This is a genomic window from Nocardia sp. bgisy118 (genome assembly GCF_057708605.1).
The window spans coordinates 76,920-101,539 of record NZ_JBYISM010000014.1 but is presented as its reverse complement, the minus strand read 5'-3'; the positions used below and the strand labels follow the sequence as shown (position 1 = coordinate 101,539).

The 24,620-nt window shown below is 69.6% G+C and carries 22 protein-coding genes; 10 read left to right on the top strand and 12 right to left on the bottom strand.

Going from position 1 to position 24,620, the window contains the following annotated elements:
• Positions 1–25: 25 nt before the first annotated feature.
• From AC3EO7_RS18930 to AC3EO7_RS18920, 3 genes are all read right to left on the bottom strand, one after another.
• The gene (locus AC3EO7_RS18930; protein WP_431963448.1) at positions 26–916 is read right to left on the bottom strand and encodes a hypothetical protein; all 891 of its coding nucleotides are present in this window, start codon (positions 914–916) and stop codon (positions 26–28) included.
• Between the two features lie 117 nt (positions 917–1,033).
• Positions 1,034–2,059, bottom strand: coding sequence for an NlpC/P60 family protein (locus AC3EO7_RS18925; protein ID WP_435591926.1), 1,026 nt, complete (start codon positions 2,057–2,059; stop codon positions 1,034–1,036).
• A gap of 258 nt (positions 2,060–2,317) precedes the next feature.
• Entirely contained in the window at positions 2,318–2,896 is a 579-nt protein-coding gene (locus AC3EO7_RS18920) for a C40 family peptidase (protein ID WP_435591925.1), read from the bottom strand.
• Positions 2,897–3,490: 594 nt separating this feature from the next.
• Here AC3EO7_RS18920 and AC3EO7_RS18915 point away from each other — a divergent pair.
• Complete coding sequence (locus AC3EO7_RS18915) at positions 3,491–5,293, top strand: DEDD exonuclease domain-containing protein (protein ID WP_435591924.1); 1,803 nt, start codon at positions 3,491–3,493, stop codon at positions 5,291–5,293.
• 4 nt (positions 5,294–5,297) lie between these two features.
• Positions 5,298–5,573, top strand: coding sequence for an Lrp/AsnC family transcriptional regulator (locus tag AC3EO7_RS18910; protein WP_431963455.1), 276 nt, complete (start codon positions 5,298–5,300; stop codon positions 5,571–5,573).
• Positions 5,574–5,577: 4 nt separating this feature from the next.
• Here AC3EO7_RS18910 and AC3EO7_RS18905 read toward each other — a convergent pair whose 3' ends face one another.
• The 3 genes from AC3EO7_RS18905 to AC3EO7_RS18895 all read right to left on the bottom strand — a co-directional run bounded on the left by AC3EO7_RS18905 (position 5,578) and on the right by AC3EO7_RS18895 (position 7,735).
• Positions 5,578–5,856: a hypothetical protein gene (locus tag AC3EO7_RS18905; RefSeq protein ID WP_431963456.1), complete on the bottom strand. Its 279-nt coding sequence runs from the start codon at positions 5,854–5,856 to the stop codon at positions 5,578–5,580.
• A 229-nt stretch (positions 5,857–6,085) separates the two neighbouring features.
• Positions 6,086–7,147, bottom strand: coding sequence for an anthranilate phosphoribosyltransferase (gene trpD / locus AC3EO7_RS18900; protein WP_431963458.1), 1,062 nt, complete (start codon positions 7,145–7,147; stop codon positions 6,086–6,088).
• A 177-nt stretch (positions 7,148–7,324) separates the two neighbouring features.
• Positions 7,325–7,735 (bottom strand): hypothetical protein, encoded by a 411-nt coding sequence (locus tag AC3EO7_RS18895; RefSeq protein ID WP_431963460.1) that lies wholly within the window; start codon positions 7,733–7,735, stop codon positions 7,325–7,327.
• Positions 7,736–7,951: 216 nt separating this feature from the next.
• Between AC3EO7_RS18895 and ctaE the strand changes: the two genes are divergently transcribed.
• The 4 genes from ctaE to qcrB all read left to right on the top strand — a co-directional run bounded on the left by ctaE (position 7,952) and on the right by qcrB (position 12,367).
• Positions 7,952–8,563, top strand: a complete 612-nt coding sequence (gene ctaE / locus AC3EO7_RS18890; RefSeq protein ID WP_431963462.1) for an aa3-type cytochrome oxidase subunit III — start codon at positions 7,952–7,954, stop codon at positions 8,561–8,563.
• A 61-nt stretch (positions 8,564–8,624) separates the two neighbouring features.
• Positions 8,625–9,488 carry a cytochrome bc1 complex diheme cytochrome c subunit gene (gene qcrC, locus AC3EO7_RS18885; RefSeq protein ID WP_431963464.1) on the top strand — a complete coding sequence of 288 codons (864 nt, stop codon included), beginning with the start codon at positions 8,625–8,627 and terminating at the stop codon, positions 9,486–9,488.
• Positions 9,489–9,560: 72 nt separating this feature from the next.
• The gene (gene qcrA / locus AC3EO7_RS18880) at positions 9,561–10,748 is read left to right on the top strand and encodes a cytochrome bc1 complex Rieske iron-sulfur subunit (protein ID WP_431963466.1); all 1,188 of its coding nucleotides are present in this window, start codon (positions 9,561–9,563) and stop codon (positions 10,746–10,748) included.
• Positions 10,745–12,367, top strand: coding sequence for a cytochrome bc1 complex cytochrome b subunit (qcrB, locus tag AC3EO7_RS18875; RefSeq protein ID WP_435591923.1), 1,623 nt, complete (start codon positions 10,745–10,747; stop codon positions 12,365–12,367). The genes qcrA and qcrB overlap by 4 nt, the downstream gene beginning before the upstream one ends.
• A gap of 176 nt (positions 12,368–12,543) precedes the next feature.
• On the opposite strand, the gene AC3EO7_RS18870 is transcribed toward qcrB, so the two are convergent.
• Positions 12,544–13,032: a polyadenylate-specific 3'-exoribonuclease AS gene (locus tag AC3EO7_RS18870; protein ID WP_431963600.1), complete on the bottom strand. Its 489-nt coding sequence runs from the start codon at positions 13,030–13,032 to the stop codon at positions 12,544–12,546.
• A gap of 182 nt (positions 13,033–13,214) precedes the next feature.
• Between AC3EO7_RS18870 and AC3EO7_RS18865 the strand changes: the two genes are divergently transcribed.
• A complete protein-coding gene (locus AC3EO7_RS18865) occupies positions 13,215–14,603 on the top strand; it encodes a class II 3-deoxy-7-phosphoheptulonate synthase (protein WP_431963470.1) in 1,389 nt (462 codons plus the stop codon).
• A 584-nt stretch (positions 14,604–15,187) separates the two neighbouring features.
• Here the strand turns inward: AC3EO7_RS18865 and AC3EO7_RS18860 are convergent.
• Positions 15,188–15,664, bottom strand: a complete 477-nt coding sequence (locus tag AC3EO7_RS18860) for a MarR family winged helix-turn-helix transcriptional regulator (protein WP_431963472.1) — start codon at positions 15,662–15,664, stop codon at positions 15,188–15,190.
• 159 nt (positions 15,665–15,823) lie between these two features.
• Between AC3EO7_RS18860 and AC3EO7_RS18855 the strand changes: the two genes are divergently transcribed.
• Positions 15,824–16,657: an SDR family oxidoreductase gene (locus AC3EO7_RS18855; protein WP_435591922.1), complete on the top strand. Its 834-nt coding sequence runs from the start codon at positions 15,824–15,826 to the stop codon at positions 16,655–16,657.
• 30 nt (positions 16,658–16,687) lie between these two features.
• On the top strand, positions 16,688–17,386 hold the full coding sequence (locus tag AC3EO7_RS18850; protein ID WP_435591921.1) for an enoyl-CoA hydratase/isomerase family protein: 699 nt from the start codon (positions 16,688–16,690) through the stop codon (positions 17,384–17,386).
• A 7-nt stretch (positions 17,387–17,393) separates the two neighbouring features.
• On the opposite strand, the gene pknB is transcribed toward AC3EO7_RS18850, so the two are convergent.
• On the bottom strand, positions 17,394–19,388 hold the full coding sequence (pknB, locus tag AC3EO7_RS18845; protein WP_435591920.1) for a Stk1 family PASTA domain-containing Ser/Thr kinase: 1,995 nt from the start codon (positions 19,386–19,388) through the stop codon (positions 17,394–17,396).
• A 166-nt stretch (positions 19,389–19,554) separates the two neighbouring features.
• On the opposite strand from pknB, the gene AC3EO7_RS18840 reads away from it, so the two are divergent.
• A complete protein-coding gene (locus AC3EO7_RS18840; protein ID WP_068063623.1) occupies positions 19,555–19,923 on the top strand; it encodes an Rv2175c family DNA-binding protein in 369 nt (122 codons plus the stop codon).
• 89 nt (positions 19,924–20,012) lie between these two features.
• Here AC3EO7_RS18840 and AC3EO7_RS18835 read toward each other — a convergent pair whose 3' ends face one another.
• The 3 genes from AC3EO7_RS18835 to crtI all read right to left on the bottom strand — a co-directional run bounded on the left by AC3EO7_RS18835 (position 20,013) and on the right by crtI (position 24,526).
• On the bottom strand, positions 20,013–21,110 hold the full coding sequence (locus AC3EO7_RS18835) for a phytoene/squalene synthase family protein (protein WP_435591919.1): 1,098 nt from the start codon (positions 21,108–21,110) through the stop codon (positions 20,013–20,015).
• Positions 21,107–22,723, bottom strand: a complete 1,617-nt coding sequence (locus AC3EO7_RS18830; protein WP_431963602.1) for an alpha-(1->6)-mannopyranosyltransferase A — start codon at positions 22,721–22,723, stop codon at positions 21,107–21,109. Before AC3EO7_RS18830 ends, AC3EO7_RS18835 begins: the two co-directional genes overlap by 4 nt.
• A gap of 219 nt (positions 22,724–22,942) precedes the next feature.
• Complete coding sequence (gene crtI, locus AC3EO7_RS18825; protein ID WP_435591918.1) at positions 22,943–24,526, bottom strand: phytoene desaturase family protein; 1,584 nt, start codon at positions 24,524–24,526, stop codon at positions 22,943–22,945.
• Between the last annotated feature and the right edge of the window lie 94 nt (positions 24,527–24,620).

Here is a 24,620-nt window from a genome sequence, read left to right as displayed (position 1 = left end):
TCCGGTCGGGCTCCGTGGGGACGGATCACACGGCCTTGGCCGAGAGCCAGCTGCGCCAGTCCGCGACGAAATCGGCGCGCCCGATGCCGAGCACCTCGCGCAGGACGCGATCCTCGCTCGCGGCGTCCTGCCGTTGCGCGGCGAGGCGTCGATAGAGCTCGACGAGTCGGGATTCGTCGTACTTCTCGGCTACGAAAGCGCAGGCCGACCACGCCTGCTCGTAGGCCGCGACGGCACTGCCGCCCGCGAACGCGGTGTCCGGCGGCAGGTCGTCGGGGAGCGCTCCGTCGTTCAGCGCCGCGTGCACGGTCGGCGCGATGTCGGCGAACGGATGACCCTGGCCGCGGTGCGCGGCGTACTCGGCGAAGCCCTCCAGCATCCACTGCGGGGCGCCGTCGGCGGTCTCGGCGCGCGCCGCGATATGGGTCAGTTCGTGGCGCAGCAGCGTGCGCAATCCGGCGGGCGAGAGGCGACGGCCCGCGTCGGGGCTGAAGACCACCCGCTGACCGGTCGGCTTGCTGCCGCGCACGAACGGATCGGCCACCGAGGCCGCGGCGACCTCGGTGGGCATCTCGCCGCCCGCCCGCACCAGCGCGGCGAACTCCGACGGATTCGCCGCGACCACGACGAGCGCCGACTGCGCCCAGTTCGGACCCCACAGCTCGGTGATCGCGGCCGTGGCGGCGGGCAGTTCGCGCGCGAGCACCTCGAGTTCGGCGCGGTGGCCGGGATGGCCGACCACGAGGGATTCCGCGCCGTCACCGCCGGGGGCGCGGATCGACTCGATCGGGCCGAACGGTTCGATGGTGCGGCGCACGGCGGCCAGTCGCGGGTCGTCGCCGGGCATTTGGCCCAGGCTCTCGGTCGAGGTGTCTTGGGCGGCGAGGATTTTCGGCAGCGCCCACTTGGGCGCCATGACCAATGCGCAGCACAAGCCTGTCAACAGGGTGACCATTCCGACGGTGAGTACGAACTGACACCGCCCTTTGGCCATGCACCAGCCGCGTGCCCGTCGCCAACCCTCCATAGCGGATCAGTATCGCCTAGCGGAGTGATAAGGCGTCGACCCCATGGGCGCTACGGCCACCGGCACGCCGAAAGTGGAGGCGTGCAACATGAGTCCGTTGCCCGCGTAGATGCCGACGTGGGAGATGTCGGAATAGAAGAACACCACGTCACCGGGTTGCAGATCGTCCTTGTCCACGGGTGTGCCGTAGGACGCCTGCGCCGAACTGGTGCGCGGCACGTTCTTGCCGACCTGTTTGAACGCCCACTGCACCAGGCCCGAGCAGTCGAACTGGCTCGGTCCGGTCGCGCCCCAGACGTACGGATCGCCGACGCGGGTGAGTCCGGCGGCCATCGCGCTGGTTCCGCTGCCGGGCACCAGGCCCTGCAGCAGCGTGTCGCGATCGAAGCCGGGCGGGAACGGCGACCCGGCCAGCGCGGACTTGTCCTTGCTCGACAGCGCGCCCCACGCCTCGACCACTTGGGCGACCGCGCCGCCCAGCTCACTGCGCTTGCGTTCCAGATCGGCGCGCGCTTGGTCGGCCTTCTGGGCGGCGCTACGAGCCGTGTCGGCGGCGGCGCGGGCGGCGGACTCGGCGGACTCGGCCGCGTCGGTGGCCTTCTTGAACTGGCGCAGCTGATCGGTGGTCTGCGCGCTGAGCACGTCCAGCGTGGACATCTGATCGAGCAGCTTCTGCGGGGAATCGCTGACCAGCACGGCGTATATGCGGTTGGTGCGCGCGCCCTGATAGGCGGCGATCGCCGTGCGGTCGATGACCGGCTGGAATTTCCGCACCTCGGCGCGCGCGGCGTCGGCGACCTCGGTGGTCGCGGCCAGCTTCGCGTCGGCCTCCTGCTGCACGGCGAGCTTGGCGTCGAGTTCGGCCTGGACGGTCAGCGACTGCTGATTCAGCTGCTCGGTCTGCCGGGAGAGGTCGACCATCCGCTGCACCGCTTCGGTCGCGGTGGTCGGCAGCGCCGCGGGGTCGGCGCCCGCGGGACCGCTCGCGTGGAGGGCCGCGGCCAGTACTCCGGCCGCCAGCACCCCGCTCACCAGACGATGCGCGCGAAGTCTTCGGTGACCAGCTGTCACTGGCGTGCCCCGTTCTCTCGTAATGCCGACTCGTGAAATCGAAAGCGACGCAGTCGCCCACGCGGCTCACGGAGACGGGTTAGGCGACTCTGCAACCCGGTAGGTCTCATTTAGGTTACGAAACGGCGGCTGTCGGTGTCCAGTGGAGAACGAACTGATCACGGCCGGTGAGAAGAATCGAGCCGGGCCGCGCGCGGCGACCCGGCTCGATTCGGCCGATCAGAAGCGGCGCGCGCCCGCGACCGGCATCGATGACATCGAGGCGATCATCACCGGGCTGCCGGAGGTGGAGGCGTGTATGACGTTGCCGTCGCCCGCGTACAGGCCCGAGTGGCCGCCGCCGTAGAACGACACCAGGTCGCCGAGCTGTAGGTTGTCGATCGAGACCGCGGTGCCTGCGCCCAGCTGGGCGCCGCTGGTGCGGGGCAGCTCCATGCCCGCCTGGCGGTAGGACCACTGCACGAGGCCGGAGCAGTCGAAGGAGTTCGGGCCCGCGGCGCCGTACACGTACGGGGCGCCGAGCTTGCTCATGGCGGCGTCGAGCGCGACCTCGCCGAGGGTCTTCTGCGGCGCGACGAACGGCAGCGGAGCGCCGGGCACGGTGCCGAGCTGCACGCCGGGGACGTCGGCCGGGATCGGGATCTCGTTCGGAACCTCGAACGTTCCCACGCCGGGGATGGTCACCGGCTGAGCCGACGCGGGGGCGGCGGGAAGGAGGAAGGCGCCGATGGTGGCAGCGCCGACGGCTCCGGCGGCAACGGCACGCTGCGCCTGTCGCTTGACGGTGTTGGTCGCCATGATGCGGTACTTCCAATCTGCCCCACGACGCCACACCCGGTGGTGCAGCGGACTGCGTGCTGCCGCTCCGTTCGGTGCGGCGGACTCCGTGAGGTCTCGAAAAGATTACGAACACATCACGGTGTTTTGTAAAGCCCAAGGCATCCGAAATGGCGACGCTCAACAATTTTCGCCACGCATATCTGCGAGGTATCTCACAGCAATCACGAAACGATAACGGCGGCCGGTTACCCGTCGGCGTCCGCCTCGTTACCCCCAACTGTCCCAGGTGGCGATGTGGTCCATGTCAGGTCTGCATAACCGGCATTTGCGCAGGTGGAGATACCCGAGCCGGTGCTTGACGCGTCCTCGAACCGGACGCGCGACCAGAGTGCGTCCGGCAGCGGGGCAGCATGCCTGGCACGGCAGGTCGGCTGTACCGGACACGCCCGGGCGCTGATTCATTCGCGGCGGAAATGTGATCTGGATCGCTTTTGGGTGTTCTAGATCATTTCGGGGGTATCGCAACGAAAACCTCGCGCGACAAATCGGACGAATGGCGCACGGTTTCGCGTGCCCCGGAGGTTGTCGTACCGGGCCCCTACGCTGCTCGCCGTGCCCGACCCCGCGCCGCGCCAGGCCGCCGCCAAGCAGCTGGCCTTCGACGAACTCGATACGCCGCTCTACGACACCACCTTCGTGGTCGTCGACCTGGAGACCACCGGCACCAGCGCGGACGGCGACGCCATCACCGAGATCGGCGCGGTCAAGGTGCGCGGCGGCGAGGTGCTCGGCGAGTTCGCGACGCTGGTGAACCCCGGCAGGGCGATACCGCCCGCGGTCGTGCACGTCACCGGGATCACCACCGCCATGGTCTACGCGGCCCCGCGCATCGAGTCCGTGCTGCCCGGGTTCCTCGAGTTCGCCGCGGGTGCGGTGCTCGTCGCCCACAACGCCCGCTTCGACATGGCCTTCCTGCGGGCCGCCGCGGCGCGCTGCGAAACCGAGTGGCCCAAGGCGCCGGTGCTGTGCACGGTGAAACTGGCCCGGCGGGTGCTCGGCAGGGACGAGGCGCCCTCGGTGCGGCTCGCGTCGCTGGCCCGGCTGTTCGGCGCGAGCACCCAGCCGACGCACCGCGCCCTCGACGACGCGCGCGCCACCGTCGACGTGCTGCACGCGCTCATCGCCAGAGTGGGAAACCAAGGCGTGCACAGTCTCACCGAGCTGATGGACTACCTGCCCGGCGTGAGTTCCGGGCAGCGCGCCAAACGGGTGCTGGCCACCGACCTGCCCGCCGCCCCCGGCGTCTACCTCTTCCGCGGCCCCACCGACGAGGTCCTCTATATCGGCACAGCGGTGAATCTGCGCCGCCGCGTGCGCAATTACTTCACCGGCTCGGAGACCAGGGGCCGGATGAAGGAGATGGTCGCGCTGGCCACCCGCGTCGACCACGTGGTGTGCGCGCACGCGCTGGAGGCCGGGGTGCGCGAACTGCGGTTGCTCGTCGCGCACGCCCCGCCCTACAACCGGCGCTCGAAATTCCCCAAGCGCGGATGGTGGCTCACATTGACCGACGAGCCGTTCCCGCGCTTCGCCATCGTCCGCACACCGACTCGGGATGCGTTGGGGCCATTCACCTCTCGACTGGATGCCGCCGATGTCGCGGCCACCGTCGCCGAGCACGCCGGACTCCGCACCTGTACGGCGCGATTGCCGCGCGGCGCCCGCCACGACTGCCCGCCCGCGGTGGTCGGCGGCTGCCCCGCGGCCACCCCCTCCGGAATCCCTATAGATACAAAGGAATACGCCTCGGCTCCCGCCGCGGTGCGCGCACTGTTTCACGGCGATTCCGACGCCACCCTGCGCGCCATGCTCGACCGCATCGAAAGCCACTCCCGCGCCGAGCATTTCGAGGCCGCCGCGCGATTGCGTGACCGCACCGTCACGGTGATCAGGGCGGTGCGACGCACCCAGCGGCTCGCGGCCGTCGCTCGCATCGCCGAACTGATCGCCGCGCATCCGGACGGCGCGGGCGGGTGGGAGTTCGCCGTCATCCGGTACGGCCGCCTCGCGGGATCCGGGGTGGCGCGCCGCGGCACGCCGCCGATGGTGATCGTGGAACAGATCGTCGCGGCGGCGGAGACGGTCGTCCCGGACGGGATCGCCGACGCACCGTCCCTCGCCGACGGCGGCTGCCCCGATCTCGTCGACGCACCGCCGCTGCGGGGCGCTTCACCGGAGGAAGCGGGGCTGATCGCCCGCTGGCTGGCGCGGCCGGGCGTGCGAATCGTGCGCAGCACGGAGGGCTATCGGGAGCCGCGCCACGGCGCAGGCCGGTGGCTCGGCTGGGCCGAGGTGGCCGACGCGGCAGCGCGGACCCGATCGGCCGAGGCGGACTACGCCGACCGCCTAGGCTGACGGCATGATTAACGCGATCGTGCTGATCCACGCCGACAATGCCCGTATCCCGGAGACCGCGCAGGCGGTCGCCGATACCGAAGGCGTTACCGAGGTGTACTCGTGCGCGGGCGATGTCGACCTGATCGCGATCGTGCGGGTGCGCGATCACGAGCAGGTCGCCGAGGTGGTGACGCACCGGATCGACAAGACGCCCGGCGTGCTGCGCACCACCACCCACATCGCGTTCAAGTCCTACTCGCGCGCCGACGTGGAAGCCGGTTTCTCGCTGGGGGAGTGACCGGTCAGGAGACCGCGATGGACGCGCCGTTGATCGTGACCGATTCGCCCTGCGCGACCACGGCCGTCACCTCGCCCTGGCAGTCCACTTCGGTGTGCACCATGACGGTGGCGTCGGTGTTGTTCTGCACCGAGACCTCGTCGGTGCCCGCGGTGATCTGGACGCAACCCGTCGGGTTCTGGATCGCCGTCCCGTTCACGACCAAGTCGCCCTCCGCCGCGTGCGCGAGCGGCGCGGCGAGCAGTGTGCAGGCGGCAACGATTCCGAATAGTGCGTGCTTCATGGTGAGCTCCTCACGTGTCGGAAATGGCGCGCCGACCCGTGTCAGGGTGCCGCGCCGGATGAATGCCGCGCAGCGGCGGCGGTCGAGCGGCCGCCGGGAATCGCGACATGCTGACCAGTTGCGGCGGGCGAATCGCTGCGGCCGATCCATCCCGCGCCGAGCCAGTCTAATGATCCGTTACCTGTGTGGAAGCGATTCGGCGACGCTCGATCAATCGTTCGCCGAAAGTTCACCGATCGCCGAGCGTGTGCGAAAGCTTGGCCCAGCTGTCCAGCAGCGCCGCCGCCTGACCACCGTCGATCGCCGCCGCCGCGCGCTCGATGCCCGCGGCCAGCGCGTCGTGCACGTCGGCCTCGGGATCGCCGACCCCGCGCGACAGGTCGTAGGCGACGATCGCGGCGGCCGAGTTCACCAGCACCGCGTCGCGCACCGGACCCGCCGCGCCCGCGAACACCGACCGCGCGACACCGGCGTTGACCTCCGCGTCACCACCGCGCAGCGCGTCCAGCTCGACGCGCGGGATGCCGAGGCGGGTCGGATCGATGGTGATCCGGCGCTGACGGCCGCCCGATACCACCCAGGCGTCGGTGGTATCGGAGGTGGTGATCTCGTCGAGACCGTCGTTGCCGCGCACCACGAGGGCGCTGGCCCCGCGCTCGGCGAACACGCCCGCGATCACCGGAAGCAGTTCGGGGAAGGCGCAACCCACCAGCCCGGCCCGTGGCTGCGCGGGGTTGGTCAGCGGGCCGAGCACGTTGAAGACGGTCGGGATGCCGATTTCCTTGCGCGCCGGGCCGGCGAAGCGCAGGGCCGGGTGGAACAGCGGCGCGAAGCAGAATCCGATCCCGACCTCGCGGACGCACTGCGCCACCGACTCGGGGCCGAGGGTGAGCCGCACGCCGAGCGCCTCCAGCACGTCGGCGCCGCCGCTCTTGGACGAGGCCGCCCGATTGCCGTGCTTGACCACAGGAACGCCCGACGCGGCCACCACGACCGAGGACATGGTGGAGATGTTCACCGAGCCGGACCGGTCGCCGCCGGTGCCGACGATGTCGACCGCGTCGCCGTCGATGTGCACGAGGCGGGCGTGCGAGAGCATGCCGGACGCCATGCCGGAGAGCTCGGCCGGCGTCGGTCCCTTGATCTTCATCGCGACGCCGAAGGCCGCGATCTGCGCCTGCGTCGCGTTGTCGGTGAAGATCTCGTTGATGACCCACGCCGTGTCGTCCGCGGCCAGGTCGCCACCGTCGGCGAGGGTTCCGAGCACCTGGGGCCAGCTGCGCACGCTCATTCCATCTCTCCCGTCACACTGGTCCTCCACCAGTTCTGTGTGAAGCAGCCTAGTGGGCGCGGTCGCGCGAAGCCCGTCTATAGCCGCGCATGACCGGAGCGTAGGCGGAGGTACGGCTGGTCGGCGCGGCCGGACGAAGTCCAGCCCGCGTACGGCCGCAGCGTGGGTGGAAGCCCCCTACGAGCCCGGTTGCAGGACGTCCCAGCCGTCGGCGACTCCGTCGTGGCGCTGGGCCAGCCCGGCCATCCGCGACTTCTCCTGCGCGCAGTGCAGCGCGTCGACCAGCTGCACGCGCTGGAGGATCAGCGCCTCCAGTTCGCCCGATGCCATGGCGGTGGGCGGCGCGGGCGCGTACCCGTCCTGCGCCGCGATCTCGCACACCCGCTGGACCTGAGCCGCCGGAATCCGCAGGTGATGGCGCAGCACCGCGGGCGCGTCCTCGATCAGTCCCTCGGCCCTCTCCAGCACCGCCGAGCAGGACTCGGCGTCCTCGAAACCGGCCGCGACCACCACCAGATCGGCACGCGCCGGGTCCAGCGGCGCCGGGGCGCCGCGCCCGAACAGCCGTCGCCAGATTCGCGGTGCCACATCCGCCTCCTCGTCTCAGCTTCTACTTACTCTCGCCTGTCATCATGGCCGCCTCCGCGCAGGTCGGCGCGTCCGGTGCGGCGGCGTCCCCGCGAGGTCGGGCACAGCGGCGCCGATGCCGTCGGGACCCGGTCCGTCCGTGCGTTTTCCGACACAGACGGCCAAGTTTCGTACCCGGCTACTGCTGTCGTACTACGACGAGTCATACTTAGCCCCGTGACGACCGCAGTAGGGACCCCAGGATCGGCCATTACCCAGCGTGTGCACTCGCTGAACCGGCCCAACATGGTCAGCGTCGGTACCATCATCTGGCTGTCGAGCGAGCTGATGTTCTTCGCCGGCCTCTTCGCCATGTACTTCGTCGCGCGAGCCCAGGCCCACGGCAACTGGCCGCCGGAACCGACCGAGCTGAACATGAAGCTCGCCGTGCCGGTCACGGCCGTGCTGGTCGCGTCGTCGTTCACCTGCCAGATGGGCGTGTTCGCCGCGGAGAAGGGCGACGTGTTCGGCCTGCGTCGCTGGTACGTCCTCACGTTCCTGATGGGCGCGTTCTTCGTCGGCGGCCAGGGCTACGAGTACTACCACCTGGTCCACGAGGGCACCTCGATCTCGAGCAGCGCCTACGGCTCGGTGTTCTACATCACCACCGGCTTCCACGGTCTGCACGTCATCGGCGGCCTGATCGCCTTCGTGTTCCTGCTGGTCCGCACCAAGATCAGTAAGTTCACCCCCGCGCAGGCCACCGCCGCGATCGTCGTCTCGTACTACTGGCACTTCGTCGACATCGTGTGGATCGGGCTGTTCGCCACGATCTACTTCGTCCGATAGCCAGCGGGTCAGCCCCGAATCTTTTGCACAAGTCGGTTCCGTCTACTCCAAAGGGACACAGATGAGTTCATCTCCCCCGTCAGCGCCAGAGCCCGCCAGCCCCGGGAACGGCGAGGCCAGCAAGACCCGCAAGCAGCGTCGCCTTCGCAGGCGCATCGCGGGCGGTCTCGCGCTCCTGGTGGGTCTGGTCGGAGCCGGCTTCCTCGCGACGGCTCTCACGCCCGAGCCCCAGGTGGCGACCGCCCACCAGGATGAGTCCGCACTGATCCGTGAGGGCAAGCAGCTCTACGAAACGTCCTGCATCACCTGCCACGGCGCGAACCTCCAGGGCGTGCCGGACCGCGGCCCCAGCCTGATCGGCGTCGGCGAGGCCGCCGTCTACTTCCAGGTGTCCTCCGGGCGCATGCCGCTGGCCGCCAACCAGGCCCAGGCCACCCGCAAGCCCGCGAAGTTCGACGCCCAGCAGATCGACGCGCTCGGCGCGTACGTCGCCGCCAACGGCGGTGGCCCGACCGTGGTGCGCGACGCCAACGGCGAGATCGCCCAGGAGTCGCTGCGCGGCGACGACATCGCCCGCGGCTCGGAGCTGTTCCGCATGAACTGCGCGTCCTGCCACAACTTCACCGGCAAGGGCGGCGCGCTGTCCTCCGGCAAGTACGCGCCGCCGCTGGAGCCCGCCAGCGAGCAGCAGATCTACGCGGCCATGCTGACCGGCCCGGAGAACATGCCCAAGTTCTCCGACCGCCAGCTCACGCCGGAAGAGAAGCGCGACATCATCGCCTACATCAAGAACGCCACCGAAGAGAAGACCCCGGGTGGCTACGGCCTCGGCGGCTTCGGCCCCGCGACCGAGGGTCTGGCGATCTGGGTGGTCGGCATCGTGCTCACCGTTGGTGCGGCTATGTGGATCGGATCCCGGTCATGACCGGTCAGCGCCCGGAGGCGGTAGCTTGCGTGGCCACGGAGGGCGTCCGGACATGGCCGAAAGGACACAGTCATGAGTGAACAGGAGCGTGACGACGTGAGTCGCCCGGATGAGGGGCCCGAGCTGTCGAAGGGGCCGGTGAACCCCCCGGCCGACCCGACCGAAGATGAACTGGACGCGATGTCGCGCGACGAGCTGGTCAAGCTCGGCACCGAGCGCGACGGCGTCGACGTCGCCTACCGGCGCGAGCGCTTCCCGATTCCGGGGACCAGGGCCGAGAAGCGCGCCGAGCGCGAGGTGACCTTCTGGTTCGCCATCTCCGGTCTCGCCGCGGCCGCGCTGATCGGTGTCTTCCTGTTCTGGCCCTGGCAGTTCAAGGGCGCGAACGAGGAAGGCCACGACGCCTATTCGCTGTTCACGCCGCTGGTCGGCCTGACCTTCGGTATCTCGGTGCTGGTCATCGGCGTCGCCGTGGTGCTGATCCGCAAGAAGTTCATCCCGGCCGAGATCTCCATCCAGGACCGCCACGACGGTCGCTCGCCCGAGGTGGAACGGCGCACCCTGGTGGCCGAGCTGTCGGACGCGCTCGACACCTCCACCCTCGGTCGTCGCAAGATGCTCACCCGCACCGCGGGCGCCGGCGTCGGCATCCTCGGCCTCGGCTCGCTGTTCCTCTTCGTCGGCGGCATGATCAAGAACCCGTGGGCCAAGGGCGACAAGTCGCCGCTGTGGGTCTCCGGCTGGACGCCGGACTTCGCGGGCGAGACCATCTACCTGCGCCGCGACACCGGCCGTCCGGATGACGTCGTGCTGGTGCGTCCGGAGGACCTGGACGCGGGCGCCATGGAGACGGTGTTCCCGTGGAAGGAGAAGTGGCGCGGTGACGAGCACGAGATGCTGCAGTCGCTGCGTGGCATCCGCAACGCGGTCATGCTGATCCGTCTGCGCACCGAGGACGCCGAGAAGGCCATCAAGCGCAAGGGCCAGGAGAGCTTCAACTTCGGCGACTACTTCGCCTACTCGAAGATCTGCACCCACCTCGGCTGCCCGACCTCGCTGTTCGAGCAGCAGACCAACCGGATCCTGTGCCCCTGCCACCAGTCGCAGTTCTCGGCGACCGAATGGGGTAAGCCGATCTTCGGTCCTGCCGCTCGCGCACTGCCGCAGCTGCCGATCACCGTCAACTCCGAAGGCTTCCTCGTCGCCAACGGCGACTTCATCGAGCCGCTCGGACCGGCCTACTGGGAGCGTCGTTCATGAGCCCTTCAGTCGCAGCCCAAGCCAACGAAATGGACGAGCGGTATCGCGCCGCGGCGTTCATGAAGCGGTCGATCAACAAGGTCTTCCCGACCCATTGGTCGTTCCTGCTCGGTGAGATCGCGCTCTACAGCTTCATCATCCTGTTGCTGTCGGGTGTGTACCTGACCTTGTACTTCGACCCGTCGATGTCGCACGTGGTCTACGACGGCGCCTACCAGCCGCTGCGTGGCGTCACGATGTCCCGGGCGTACGAGACCGCGCTGAACATCTCCTTCGAGGTGCGCGGCGGTCTGTTCGTGCGGCAGATCCATCACTGGGCGGCGCTGTTGTTCGCGGCGTCGATCATCGTGCACCTGTTCCGTATCTTCTTCACCGGCGCGTTCCGCAAGCCGCGTGAGGCGAACTGGGTGATCGGATCGTTGCTGCTGATCCTGGCGATGTTCGAGGGCTTCTTCGGCTACTCGCTGCCCGACGACCTGCTCTCCGGCACCGGTCTGCGGGCCGCGTTCTCCGGTATCACCATCTCGATCCCGGTGATCGGCACCTGGATGCACTGGCTGATGTTCGGCGGCGACTTCCCCGGCGACATCATCATCCCGCGTCTGTACATCGCGCACGTGCTGCTCTTCCCGGGCATCATCCTGGCTCTGATCGCGGCGCACGTCGCGCTGGTCTGGTACCAGAAGCACACCCAGTTCCCCGGCCCCGGCCGTACGGAGAACAACGTGGTGGGCGCGCGCATCGTGCCGGTGTTCGCCGCGGATCAGGGCGCGTTCTTCGCCTTCACCCTGGGCATCGTCGGCATCATGGGCGGCGTGCTCCAGATCAACCCGATCTGGAACCTCGGCCCCTACAACCCGTCCCAGGTCTCGGCGGGCTCGCAGCCGGACTTCTACATGATGTGGACCGACGGTATGGCGCGCCTGATGCCGCCGTGGGAGCTGTATCTGGGCCGCTACACGGTTCCGGCCGTGTTCTGGGTGGCGCTGATCATGGGTCTGGTGTTCACGCTGCTGATCGCCTACCCGTGGATCGAGAAGCGTCTCACCGGCGACGATGCGCACCACAACCTGTTGCAGCGTCCGCGCGATGTGCCGGTGCGCACCGCGATCGGCGCCATGGCGATCGCCTTCTACGTGGTGCTGACGCTGTCCTGCGTCAACGACATCATCGCGCTGAAGTTCGACATCTCGCTGAACGCCACCACCTGGATCGGTCGTATCGGCCTGCTCGTCGCCCCGCCGGTGGCCTACTTCGTCGCCTACCGGTTCTGCATCGGCCTGCAGCGCAGCGACCGGGCGGTGCTGGAGCACGGCATCGAGACGGGTGTGATCAAGCGCCTGCCGCACGGTGAGTACATCGAGGTGCACCAGCCGCTCGGCCCGGTCGACGGCCACGGTCACCCGATCCCGCTCGAGTACCAGGGCGCCCCGGTGCCGAAGAAGATGAACAAGCTGGGTTCGGCGGGCAAGCCGGGCACCGGTAGCTTCCTGCGACCCGACCCTCGCGAGGAGTCGGAGAAGAACTTCGAGCTCGACCACGCCGAAGAGCACAGGCAGCTCGCGGTCCTGCAGAAGGCACAGGACAAGGCCAACGGCAACGGCAATCACAGCCACTGACCCACGGTCGGCGCGAAGGCCCCGAGTCGAGTTCGACTCGGGGCCTTCGCCTTTGTTCATGCCCGCCTAGCGGTTCTTGTCGGCTCGACGAGAAACCCCTGGCGGCTTCGAACGCAAAGGCCCCGAGTCCGGTGGACTCGGGGCCTTTGCCATGGGTCGCAGCTCGGTGCCGCAGCTCAGCGCCTGCGGGCCGCCTCGATGGCCTCGAACTTGGCGTAGTTGTGGCGGGCGTCGGCGAGCGCGTCGTGGGCGTCCGGCGGTACCGGCGGCAGCGCGGGACGGCCGTGCGCCTCCCAGTGCTGGCGCAGTTCGTTGGTGTAGCGGGGGAGCGCGGTGGGCAGATCGACCATCGAACCCCACAGCTGGCACAGCGCCACGTGGTCGTACGCGCCGACCCAGGCCCACAGTTCGGGCTGCACGGAGGCGCGCGGGATCAGGAACTTGTAGAGATCGTCGCGGATCTGCTCGCGGCTGCGCCACCGCGGGGAGCTGGGTGGAGGCAGCTGCGGCAGCACGTACTTGCGTACCCACGGACCCGCGCGCTCGGGGTCGAATTCGGTGGACACCGCGTAGTATTCGCGGCCGTCCTCGCAGACGACGCCGATGGACACCAGGTCGATGACGACCCCGTCCTCGATGAACTCGCAATCGTAGAAGTATCTCAGCGAGATCGACCTCTCCTCGGTCGGGCGGGTAGTGGCATGTGCCGGTCGATGTCACCCTATGCGGCGATGTGGGCGGCGGACGCGAGGGGTTACTCCGAGTGGGGATCGCTCACACCTTCGGGATGCACACTCCACCCCACCTCCGCCTGTCTGCACGATTGCCCGGTCCGTATCCTGAACTCGTGAACTGGACCGTCGACGTACCCATCGATCGCCTGCCGGAACTGCCGCCGCTGCCCGCCGAGCTGCGCCGCAGGCTGGACGAAGCGTTGGCCCGCCCGGCGTTGCAGCAGCCGTCGTGGGATCCCGAGCAGGCGGCGATGATGCGCACCGTGCTGGAGAGCGTGCCGCCGATCTGCGTGCCCGCCGAAGTGGAGGAGCTGCGCGGACAGCTCGCCGAGGTGGCGCGCGGCGAGGCGTTCTTGATGCAGGGCGGTGATTGCGCGGAGACCTTCGCCGACAACACCGAACCGCATATCCGCGGCAACATCCGCACGTTGTTGCAGATGGCCGTCGTGCTGACCTACGGTGCGAGCCTTCCGGTGGTGAAGGTCGCGCGCATCGCGGGCCAGTACGCGAAGCCGCGCTCCTCCGACGTCGACTCGCTCGGCCTGAGGTCCTACCGCGGTGACATGGTGAACTCGCTGGTCGCCGACGCGGGCCAGCGCGAGCACGACCCGTCGCGGCTGGTGCGCGCCTACGCCAACGCCAGCGCCGCGATGAACCTGGTCCGCGCGCTGACCAGCGCGGGCATGGCCGACCTGCACAAGGTGCACGACTGGAACCGCGACTTCGTCGCGCAGTCCCCGGCGGGCGCGCGCTACGAGGCGCTGGCCGAGGAGATCGACCGCGGCCTCGCGTTCATGACCGCCTGCCGGGTGACCGACCCCAGCCTGCAGTCGGCCCGCATCTACGCCAGCCACGAGGCGCTGGTGCTCGACTACGAGCGCGCGATGCTGCGCTTGAGCGAGCACCCGGTGTCGGGTGAACCGGTGCTGTACGACCTGTCGGCGCACTTCCTCTGGATCGGGGAGCGCACCCGTCAGCTCGACGGCGCGCACATCGCGCTCGCGGAGCTGCTCGCCAACCCGATCGGCCTCAAGATCGGCCCGACCACCACCCCGGACCAGGCCGTGGAGTACGTCGAGCGGCTCGATCCCAACAACGAGCCGGGCAGGCTCACCATCGTCTCCCGGATGGGCAACAACAAGGTGCGCGACGTGCTGCCGCCCATCATCGAGAAGGTGCAGGCGACCGGGCACCAGGTGATCTGGCAGTGCGACCCCATGCACGGCAACACGCACGAGGCCTCCACCGGTTTCAAGACCCGCCACTTCGACCGCATCGTCGACGAGGTGCAGGGCTTCTTCGAGGTGCACCGCGCGCTGGGCACCCACCCCGGCGGCCTGCACATCGAGCTGACCGGTGAGGACGTCACCGAATGCCTCGGCGGAGCGCAGGACATCTCCGATCTGGACCTGTCCGGCCGCTACGAGACCGCCTGCGACCCGCGCCTGAACACCCAGCAGTCGCTGGAGCTGGCGTTCCTGGTCGCCGAAATGCTGCGCTGAGGTCTTGAAAGCCGCTGCGCTGAGGTCTTGAAAGACGCTGCGCTGAGGTCCTGAAAGACGCTGCGCTGGGCGGAAAGCCGCTGCGCGGTGTGAAAGCTGCTGCGCGGTGTGAAAGCTGCTGCGCGGTGTGAAAGCCGCTGCGCGGTGGTCGATCCCGCTGCGCTGAAGTTCGAAGGTCGCTGCGCTGGGCTCGATCCCGCTGCGCTGCCGTCGAAGGGCGTTACTGCGCGGGTTCGAGCTTGCGGGCGTCGCCATCGAAAGGCTCGCTGCGCGGGGTTCGAGCCCCGCCGCGTTGCCGTCGAAGCCCCTGTGCTGGGCCCGACGGCCTGCGCTGTCATCGAAAGCCGGTGCGCTGGAATCGCGCCCGTTGCTGCCTTCGAAGGGCGCTGTGGTGGGCTCGAAGCTGCCGCGTCGAGCTCGAACCGCAGCGCGCGGTACCGCTGCGGTGAGCCCGAACTCGCGGCGCATGGGCATCGAATCCGAGAACGCCGAGATCCGCACCGGAATCCTGCCGGTGCGGATCTCGTTGTGTGTGGGCTCGTTTCGGCACGTCCCCACCCGATCGCGCTGACGCGCGGGAACTCTCAGCCGCGGGTCGCGTCGAAGCGCGTGCGCAACGCCGCCGAGTCGTTGAGCTCGCCGAGAATCTCCGCGAGCACGTCGCGTCGTTCCGGGGACAGGTCGGCGAACATCTCCTCGTGCACCTCGCGCAGGATGGCCACGATGTCGGCGAGCGTCTCGCTGCCCTTGTCGGTGAGGATGACCAGGTAGCGCCTGCGGTCGCCGGGATCGCGTTGCCGCTCGGCGTAGCCGTGCCGTTCCAGGTCGTCGAGCGTCGAGACCATGGTCGCCGCGTCGATGCGCAGGTAGCCGCCGAGTTCGGCCTGCGCCATGCCGCCGCGGTCGGCGAGTGCCTGGAGCACGCTGTAGTGCCGCACCCGCAGGCCGATGCCGAGCAGGCGTTCCTCGGCCAGTCGGAAGGCGACCTGTCCCATCTTCTGTATCAGGCACACGGTGTGGTTGCCGATGGTCCCCGGAACCAGCGGTGCGTTGTCGGACATCGTTCACCTCCCGTCACATCATGCCCAGGGGCCCGCTCGCTTGACAAACCGTTGCGTCTATAAAACAGTAGTAGTGCAAACGATTTGTGAAGCCAATTATATGTGGCACTTCTTGGTTCGGCCGGGAATGCTGCGGCTTCGTAACCGGGAGGCTCCCTCGTGACCACACAGACACTGTCCGGCCGCACTCTGTTGATGTCCGGCGGTAGCCGGGGCATCGGCCTGGCCATCGCCCTCGCGGCCGCCCGCCGCGGCGCCAACGTCGTCCTGCTCGCCAAGACCGATGTCCCGCACCCGAAGCTGGAGGGCACCGTGCACACGGCGGCCGCCGAGATCGAGGCGGCGGGCGGATCGGCCCTCGCGGTGGTCGGCGACGTGCGCGACGAGGAGTCGGTGCAGTCTGCCGTCGATCAGGCCGTCGAGCGCTTCGGCGGCATCGACATCGTGGTCAACAACGCCAGCGCCATCGATCTCCAGGGCACCGAGACGCTGCCCGCGAAGAAGTTCGACCTGATGCAGCAGATCCAGCTGCGCGGCACGTTCCTGCTCACCCGCACCGCGCTGCCGCACCTGCGCAAGTCGGAGAACCCGCACGTGCTGTCGCTGTCGCCGCCGCTGAACCTGGATCCGAAGTGGCTCGGCATGCATCCGCCCTACATGCTGGCCAAGTACGGCATGACCCTGCTGACCCTCGGCGTCGCCGCCGAACACCGCGAGTCGGGCATCGCCGCGAACTGCCTGTGGCCGGAGACGCTCATCGCCACCGCCGCGGTGCGCAATCTGCTCGGCGGTGAGGAGGTCGCCGCCACCGCGCGCACCCCGGAGATCGTCGCCGACGCCGCCGTGCTGATCCTGGAGAGCCCGGCCGCGACCACCACCGGCAACACCTACCTGGACGTGGAAGTCCTTGCCGCGCACGGCATCACCGATCTGTCCGGCTACGGCCCCGAGGGCGAGATCGGCTACGACATCTTCGTCGACCCGCCCGCCTGATCCGAAACAGACCGCACCCAGGGAGTATTCATGCCGCACCTACGTCGCGAAGACGCCGTTTTCGTGCTCGATCTCGGCGAGCCGGATCAGCTCGACACCGAGAACCGCTTCACCCCCGAGTGGATGGACGCCGTCCACGCCTGCCTGGACGAAGTGCAGGCGGCCGACGGGCCGAAGGCGCTGGTCACCACCGGCTCCGGCAAGTTCTTCTCGAACGGTTTCGAGCCGGAGCGGTTCCTGCGACCGGGCGTCGACGACTATCTCCTCGCCGGACAGCGGGTGTTCGAACGGGTGCTGACGTTCCCGGCGCCGACCATCGCGGCGATCCAGGGGCACGCGTTCGGCGCGGGCGCGATCCTCGCCATGGCCCACGACGGGCGGGTCATGCGCGGCGACCGCGGCTATTTCTGCCTGCCCGAGATCACCCTGCCGTTGACGCAGTCCGATGACGGCCTCGTCATCCCCGGCGGCATGGCCGACCTGCTGACGGCCCGGCTCCCCGGACCCGCCGCGCACGAGGCGATGCTGACCGGACGCCGCTACGGCGGGCACGATGCGCTGGCCGCGGGCATCGTCGACGTGCTCGAGGAGCACGAGCGGCTGTTGCCGGTCGCGCTGGCCAGAGCGGGCGCGCTGGCCGGTACCGCGGGTCCGAAGCTCGGGGCGATGAAGCGGTGGATGTACCGCGATGTCGTCGCGGGGCTCGGCAAGGTCACGCTGACGCTCTGAGCGCCGGTCAGGGCAGCGCGGTGAGGGTGACCGTGCTGCCCGGCTGGACCTTCGCCGCCGCGCCGGGGCTCTGGCCGATGACCACGGAACCGTCCGACGGGGTCAGCTGCTGGACCTGGACGCGCAGGCCGAGCCTCTCCAGCTTCTGGCGGGCCTCGCCGACGCTGTCACCGACCAGGAAGGGCAGTTTGACGGCGTTGGAGACGATCAGCACTACGCCCTCACCGGAGTTCACCGTGCTGCCCGCCGCCGGGTCGGTGCCGATCACCTGGTCGGCCTCGAAGGCCTTGTCGTACTCGGTGCGCGTCTCGCGGACCTTGATGCCCGCGGCGGTGAGCGCCTGCACGGCCTCCTCGGTCGTCTTGCCGCGCACGTCGGGGACCTTCACCGGCTGCGCGCCGTTGCTGCGGAAGACCTTGACCTGTCCGCCCATCGGCAGCACGGTCCCCGGCGCGGGCTCGACCTTCGCGAGCGAGCCCTTCGGCGCCTGGCTGCCGACCTCGCCCGCGTCGATCGGCTGGAGTCCGGCGTCCTTGATGAGCTGATTCACCTTGCGCACGTCGTCGCCGGGCTTGATGTCGGGCACCCGGGGCTTGCCGCTGGAGACGAGCACCGACACCGTCGAGCCTTTGGTCACCTTGGAGCCCGCCGACGGGTCGCTGCCGACCACGCCGCCCACCGGGATGGTGTCCGAGGCCTTCTGTCTGATCTCGGTCTCGAAGCCCGCGTCGCGCAATGTCGCGGTCGCCTGCTCGCTGCTCAGCCCGGCGATCGGGGGCACCGCCTCGTACCGCCCGACGCCCAACCACCAGCCGCCGACGCCGACGATCAGGGTGAGGACGGCGACGATCGCGATCCACACCAGGGTCGTCCTGCGCGATCTGCGGCGGTCGGCGTCGTAAGGCTGGAACGGCGGCTGATGCAGGTTGGTCGTTCGCGGATCGTGGTCGGTAGGCGGTCCGTACTCCCCGGGCCGGCCGTAGTCCCCGGAGGGGCCGTAGTCCGGCACCCGGGGTCGCTGCGCGGTCACCACCTTGGTGTGCTGCGTCGGCTGTGGCGTGTGCTGATCCGGTGCGGGTCCCGGCCGCGGGGTCGCCGCCCTGCCTCCGGGGTCGGCGCGGAACCCGGCGCTCAGATGCTCGGCCGATTCCCGCGGCGCGGGCACCCGGTAGGGCGGCAGGCTCAGCCCGGCGGCGATCGAACGCAGCTCCGCGGCCATCTCGTTGGCGTCGGCGAAACGGTGCGCGGGCTCCCTGTTGGTCGCGCGCGCGACCAGCTCGTCGAACTCCGGCGGCACGCCCGAGATGAACTGACTCGGGCTCGGCACGTCGTTCTCGATGCGCTGGTACGCCACCGACAGCGAGGTGTCGCCGATGAAAGGGACACGGCCGGTGAGCATTTCGAAGATCAGCACGCCGAACGCGTACACGTCGCTGCGTGAGTCGGCGGTGCCGCTGGTCACCTGCTCGGGGGAGAGATAGGCCGCGGTGCCGAGGATGACGCTCGCCGAGGTGGTCGTCGCGGCCGCCACCGCGCGCACCAGGCCGAAGTCGGCGATCTTCACCTCGCCGGAATCGGAGATGAGCACGTTCTCCGGCTTGACGTCGCGGTGCACCAGGCCCGCGGAGTGCGCCACCCCGATGGCGGCGAGCACCGGTTCGGCCACCGCCCGCACGGCGTGCGGGGGCATCGGCCCGCGTTCGCGCAGCAACTCGCGCAGCGTGCCGCCCTCGACCAGCTCCATGATCAGGAACGGGTGGTCGCCGTCCACGCCCTGGTCGTACACGGCGACCAGCGCGGGGTGCTTGAGCTTGGCGACGGCGCGGGCCTCGAACTCGAACCGGGAGAGGAACTGCGGATCGGCGGCGAACTTCGGGTCCATCACCTTGATCGCGACCGGGCGGTCCAGGCGGGTGTCCTCACCGCGGAAGACCATCGACATCCCGCCCCGAGCGATCGGCGCGTCAATCCGGTAGCGCCCCTCCAGCATCTGCCCGATCAAGTGATGTCCTCCGGCTTTCACAAAACTGTGCACCCCTCGCTAGTGCGCGAACAGCGACAGACCGCCCCGTGCGGCCCCCACGATGGTAACCGTGCCAGGCGGCCGAACCGGTCTGTCGCCCGGGTGTCACACGACGCGCGGCGCCACACCGTCTACCGTTGTGCGGGTGAGTGCATTTCCCTGCAGCGAGGATGTCCTTCCGGAGTCCGTGGCCATGCTGCCGCTGCCCGAGGTCGCCGACCGGCTCGGGATCGTGGTGACGCGGGTGCATCAGATGCTGCGCGACCACCAACTCCTCGCCGTGCGCCGCAATGGAGTGGCGAGCGTTCCCGAGGTCTTCTTCGACGACACCGGCGCGGTGACCAAGCACCTGCCCGGACTGATCACCGTCATGAAGGACGCCAAGTACACCGACGAGGAGATCCTGGAATGGATCTTCACCGACGACGCCAGCCTGCCCGGCAAACCGATCGACGCCCTGCACGGCCCCCTCGCTCGCGAGGTGCTGCGCCGCGCCGCCGCCGACCCGTTCTGAATCTCGCAGACCGTCCGCACGCCTCCTAGCCCCTTGTTACCTGTGCGAGGCGTGTGGCAGGTGTGCGAGGCTGTGCGACTCGGCGGGGTTCAGGGGCGGGTGCCTGCGAGGAGCTGGGTAGTGGCGACCAGCAGGCGTCGGCCCCGTGGCACCGTAGCCCGGTTTTGGAAGATCGCGTAGCCGGATTGCTCTATGCGGTCGAGGATTTCGGCGTAGAGGGCGCTGGCCGCGCGGATGGCGGGGCGGACCCTGGGGTGCAGCAGCTCGATGCCGGGATCGGCGGTTCGGTAGACGTCGCGGTTGATCGCGATCAGGTGGGCGAGGGCCCGGCGGACCCGCGGGTCGGTGTGGCCGGTGCGGCGGCAGTCGGCGAGGAGGTCCGCGTCCACGCCGAAGGCCGCCAGGTGGTCGGCGGGCAGATACACGCGCCCGCGGTCCAGATCCTCGGCGACATCGCGCAGGAAGTTGGTGAGCTGGAAGGCCTCCCCCAGCGCGGCGGCCGCGGGTTCGGCTTCGGCCCGCGGCCCGACGGTGCCGAGCACGGGAAGCAGTTGCAGTCCGATGGCCGCGGCCGATCCGCGCATGTATTCGCGCAGCTCGGCCATCGTGGCGTAGCGGTCGCGGAATTGGGGCGTGCCGGGGACGTCCATGCGCATGGAGTCCAGGAAGGTCCAGAAGTGTTCCGGATCGATCGCGTAGCGGTCGACGGTGTCGGCGAGCGCGGAGAGCACCTGGGCGCGAAGCAGGGGAACCGGTGCGCCGGGTGCGTCCCACGGCGCGAATCCGCCCTGTTCGAAAGCCGTGCGTAGCTGTTTCTCGATCAGGTCGAGTTCGTTGGCGGGGCTGTGTTCGAGGGTCAGCAGCGACTCCGGCGACGCCGAGTCGGGGAGCCCTGTGCGCCCGAGGCTCGGGTCCGCGTGGTCGACGATGTCGTCCACCATCCGCGCGAACGCGTAGAGCGCGTGCACCGCCGGTCTTCGGGGCGTCGACAACAGCCTGGTCGCCAGGAAATACGTGCGCCCGTGCTCCGCGGCGATCGCCCGGCACGCGCGATAGGCGGACTCGAGGTGTACCTGCGCCTCCGCTCCGGTCGTGCGCGGGTCTGTCGACGGACTGCGTCCGGCTGCGCCCGTTGTGTGGACCCGCGCTAGGTCCGGGTCGTCGCCGTCGGGTCTCGCGGCGTTCATGGACGCGAAGCGGTGGCCGCGACCTCGGCGCCCGGGGTTACCTGTTGCGGTGGCGTCGAGCGCAGTCGCAGCGGGTCCACCGTGCGCAACGAGAGCGCGGCGACGACGGCGGCGAAGGTCGCGGCCGCCACGTGCCAGAAGTTGTACAGGCCGATCGAGCCGTCCGGCTGGAACACCAGCATCAGCCAGGTACACAGGCCGACGAGCACCATGAGCGTCGTGGTCGACAGCGCGAACGCGGCGGCCAGCGCCAGCGGCCACGAGTAGTACCAGGGCAGCGCGGCGGGGGAGAGGATCACGATGCCGACGAACGCGATGAGGATCCCGAACACCGCCTCCCGCTCGCTGTGCCGGAACCGCCACCAGGTCCACACCAGCACCGCCACCAGTGCCAAGGCGCACAGCGCGCGGGTGACGGTGAGCACCGATTCCATGCGCAGCGGGGTGATCCAGGTGGTGGCGTGCGCCATGATGGTCGGCAGCGAGAGCCAGTTGATGATCTTCTTCGAGCCCGACAGCGCGGTCAGCCAGCCGATGCCGACGCCGGCGATGGCCGAGGCCGCGACGAAGACCACCGCGAACACGCTCAGTCCGAGCCCGGCGATCTTGGCGAACGTCATGGCCGGGTGCGGCATATCCGGTCCGGCTTTCGCGGCGTCCGGGGCGCCGTTCGCGGGAGTGGAGCTCGGATCCGCCGGCGCGTTCGGGTCCGCGGCCGCGCGTTCGGCGGCGCGGCGTTCCCGCTCGTGCAACATCCAGATCCACACCAGGAACGGCAGCGCGATGCCCGCAGTGGCCTTGATCGCCACGCCGATGGCGACGACCACGATGCCCGCCACGTGGTGGCGCTCCAGCACCAGCGCGATGCCCGCGCACATCAGGCCGACCATCAGCATCTCGTTGTGCACGCCGCCGATGAGGTGGATGAGCACCAACGGGTTGAGCACCGCGAGCCACAGCGCGACCGTCGGTTTGCCACCCAGGTGCTTGGTCAGGTACGGGACCGCCCACATCATCAGCGCGAGGCCGGGCAGCATCACCAGGCGCAGCGCGATGGTGCCCGCGACCACGTTGTCACCGGTGATCGCGGTGATGGCGCGGCCGAGCAGCAGGAACACGGGGCCGTACGGCGCGGTGGTGGTGGTCCAGACCGGGCTCACATTGTCCAGCAGCACACCGGGATTCGCGACGGGACCGACCAGGTAGGGGTCGAAGCCGTCGCGCAGCAGCGCGCCCTGGGCCAGATAGGAGTAGGCGTCGCGGCTGAACATCGGCACCGCGAAGAGCAAAGGGAAGATCCAGATTCCGACGATCGCGCGCAGCTCGTTGAGCGTCACCCCGGCGCCCGCCCGGTTGCCCAGCCCGAGTGTGGTGCGGCCGAGGCGAACCCACGCGGTGATCATCAGCAGCACGCCGATCCAGATGAGCATGGTCGAGAGCGCGTAGCCGTGCCCGAACCGCAGCCAGGACAGGTTCATCGCCTCGAGCAGCGGATCGCGCTGGCGCACGCTGCCCGCGCCGAACCCGCCGAAGGTGATCATCATCGCACCGAAGAAGCCGAGCAGCGCGGCGTGACCCTCGGGGCTGCGCGCGAAGTCGGCGTAGGTCTGCATCCGATCCAAGAAGCCGGGTCCTTCGGCGCCGTCGCCGGGGGATCGCGGGCTGCTCGAGGCGCCGGCGTGACCGGATAGGCGGGGCGCGGTGTCGGTCGCCTGCGCGGCTGCGGCGCTCGTATCGGGGGGATGCATGTGGTGTCGGTCCCCCCGGCAAGGTCGGCGGCCGCAACCGCGAGCGAATAGGTCGGCGATCAGTTTAATGGTTCGCCGAGAACACTATCCCGCTGGTACGTGCGGTTCATCCCGAGTAACGCCCGTGGCGCCGGTAATTCGGTTTGCCGCCAGTTTCCCCGAGAGCAGCGCCGTCGGCACGCCGACGCCCGGCGTGGTGCCGCAACCGGCGATAACCACGTTGTCGCTGAACTTCGGGAAATTGCGTGGTCGAAAAGGTCCGGTCTGCCGGAAGAGATGCGCGACGGAGAACGGCGTGCCCGCGATCATGCCCTGTGCCTGCCAGGTGCGCGGGGTGTCCAGGTGATCGACAGTGAAGTGCTCGGCGATCCCCCGGTAGCCGCGCGCCTCCAGCACCGCGAGCAGCTCGCGCAGGTAGGGGCGGGCCAGCCGGTCCCAGTCGAGGGGAGCGCTCGTCAGGTTGGGGCACGGAGCGAGCAGCGAGAACGGCTCGTGGCGTCCGTCGGGCCGATCGATGTAGAGCCCGGGATCGGTCAGCGCGGGGCGGGTCAGCAGCAGTGAGGGGTCGCGCATCAGCCGTCCGCGCGCGGTGAGCCGGCCGCCGCGGCGCGGTGCGGCGGCGATCTCGTCGAAGGTGGTGTCCCATGCCGCGCCGAAGTCGATGGTGTGGTGCGCCTGCACCGGCCAGGTCGCGGCGATCTCGGCCGGGATGGTGCCGTGCGCGACCACCGCCGACGGCGCGGCCCGCAGCCCGCGCCTCGGCCGGACGCCGAAGCGTTCCATCGAGCCGAAGTCGGCGGTGAGTATCACCGCGTCGCAGTCCAGTGCGCGTCCGTCGGCGGTGCGCACCCGGCGGGCCCGCCTTCCCTCGTACTCGATCCCGGTGACCTCGGTGTTCAGCCGCAGCACCCCGCCCGCGGCGGTGAACGCCTCGGCCATGGTGGCGGCGATGGCGCGCATGCCGCCCTCGGGGAAATAGACGCCCAGGGAGGTGTCCATGTGCGGGATCGCGCCGTAGACGGCCAGCGCGTCGGAGGGAGCCATGCCCGCGTAGAGCGCTTGGAAGGTGAACAGCCTCGCCAGCCGCGTGTCGGTCAGGATCCGGCCGACGCGCGGTCCGAGTCTGCCGAACCCGCCGAGCCGAACCAGCTCCGCCAGCGCGGCGCGTTTGCGCGGCGACCGCACCATGTCCAGCGGCGAGTCGAAGTTGGTGTCCATGAACTCGGTGAACTCGGCGCGGTAGACGCGCGCCAGCCAGTCGCGGAGCCGTCGGTAGCGGTTCGCCTCGCCGGGGCCGCAGGTGCGGGCGACCTCGTCGGCCATGGCGTCCGGGTCGGCGAACACCCGGATGGTGGAGTCGTCGGCGAAGCGCGCGTGGTAGCTCGGCGCGAGCCGGTGGATGCGCAGCGGGGCCGGGCCGGATTCGGGTGTCCGGCCGACGGCGGCCAGCGCGTCGGTGATCAGTTCCGGCAGCGTGAGCACCGTGGCGCCGTTGTCGATCTCGTAGTCCGGCCCGCGATACCGGCCGACCCGCCCGCCCGGATGATCGGCCCGCTCCAGCAGCGTGACCGACCGTCCCGCGCCGGTGAGATACAGCGCGGCGGCAAGACCGGACAGGCCCGCGCCCACGACGACCACCCGATCGGTCGGTCCCGCAACGGTTTTCATTCGACTTCTCCTCGACCGCCGGGCACGGCGGGCTACCCGTGAAACTCTGCGTCGGCCGGCGCCGCGTCGATCACCGGACGACGCGGCCGTTTTC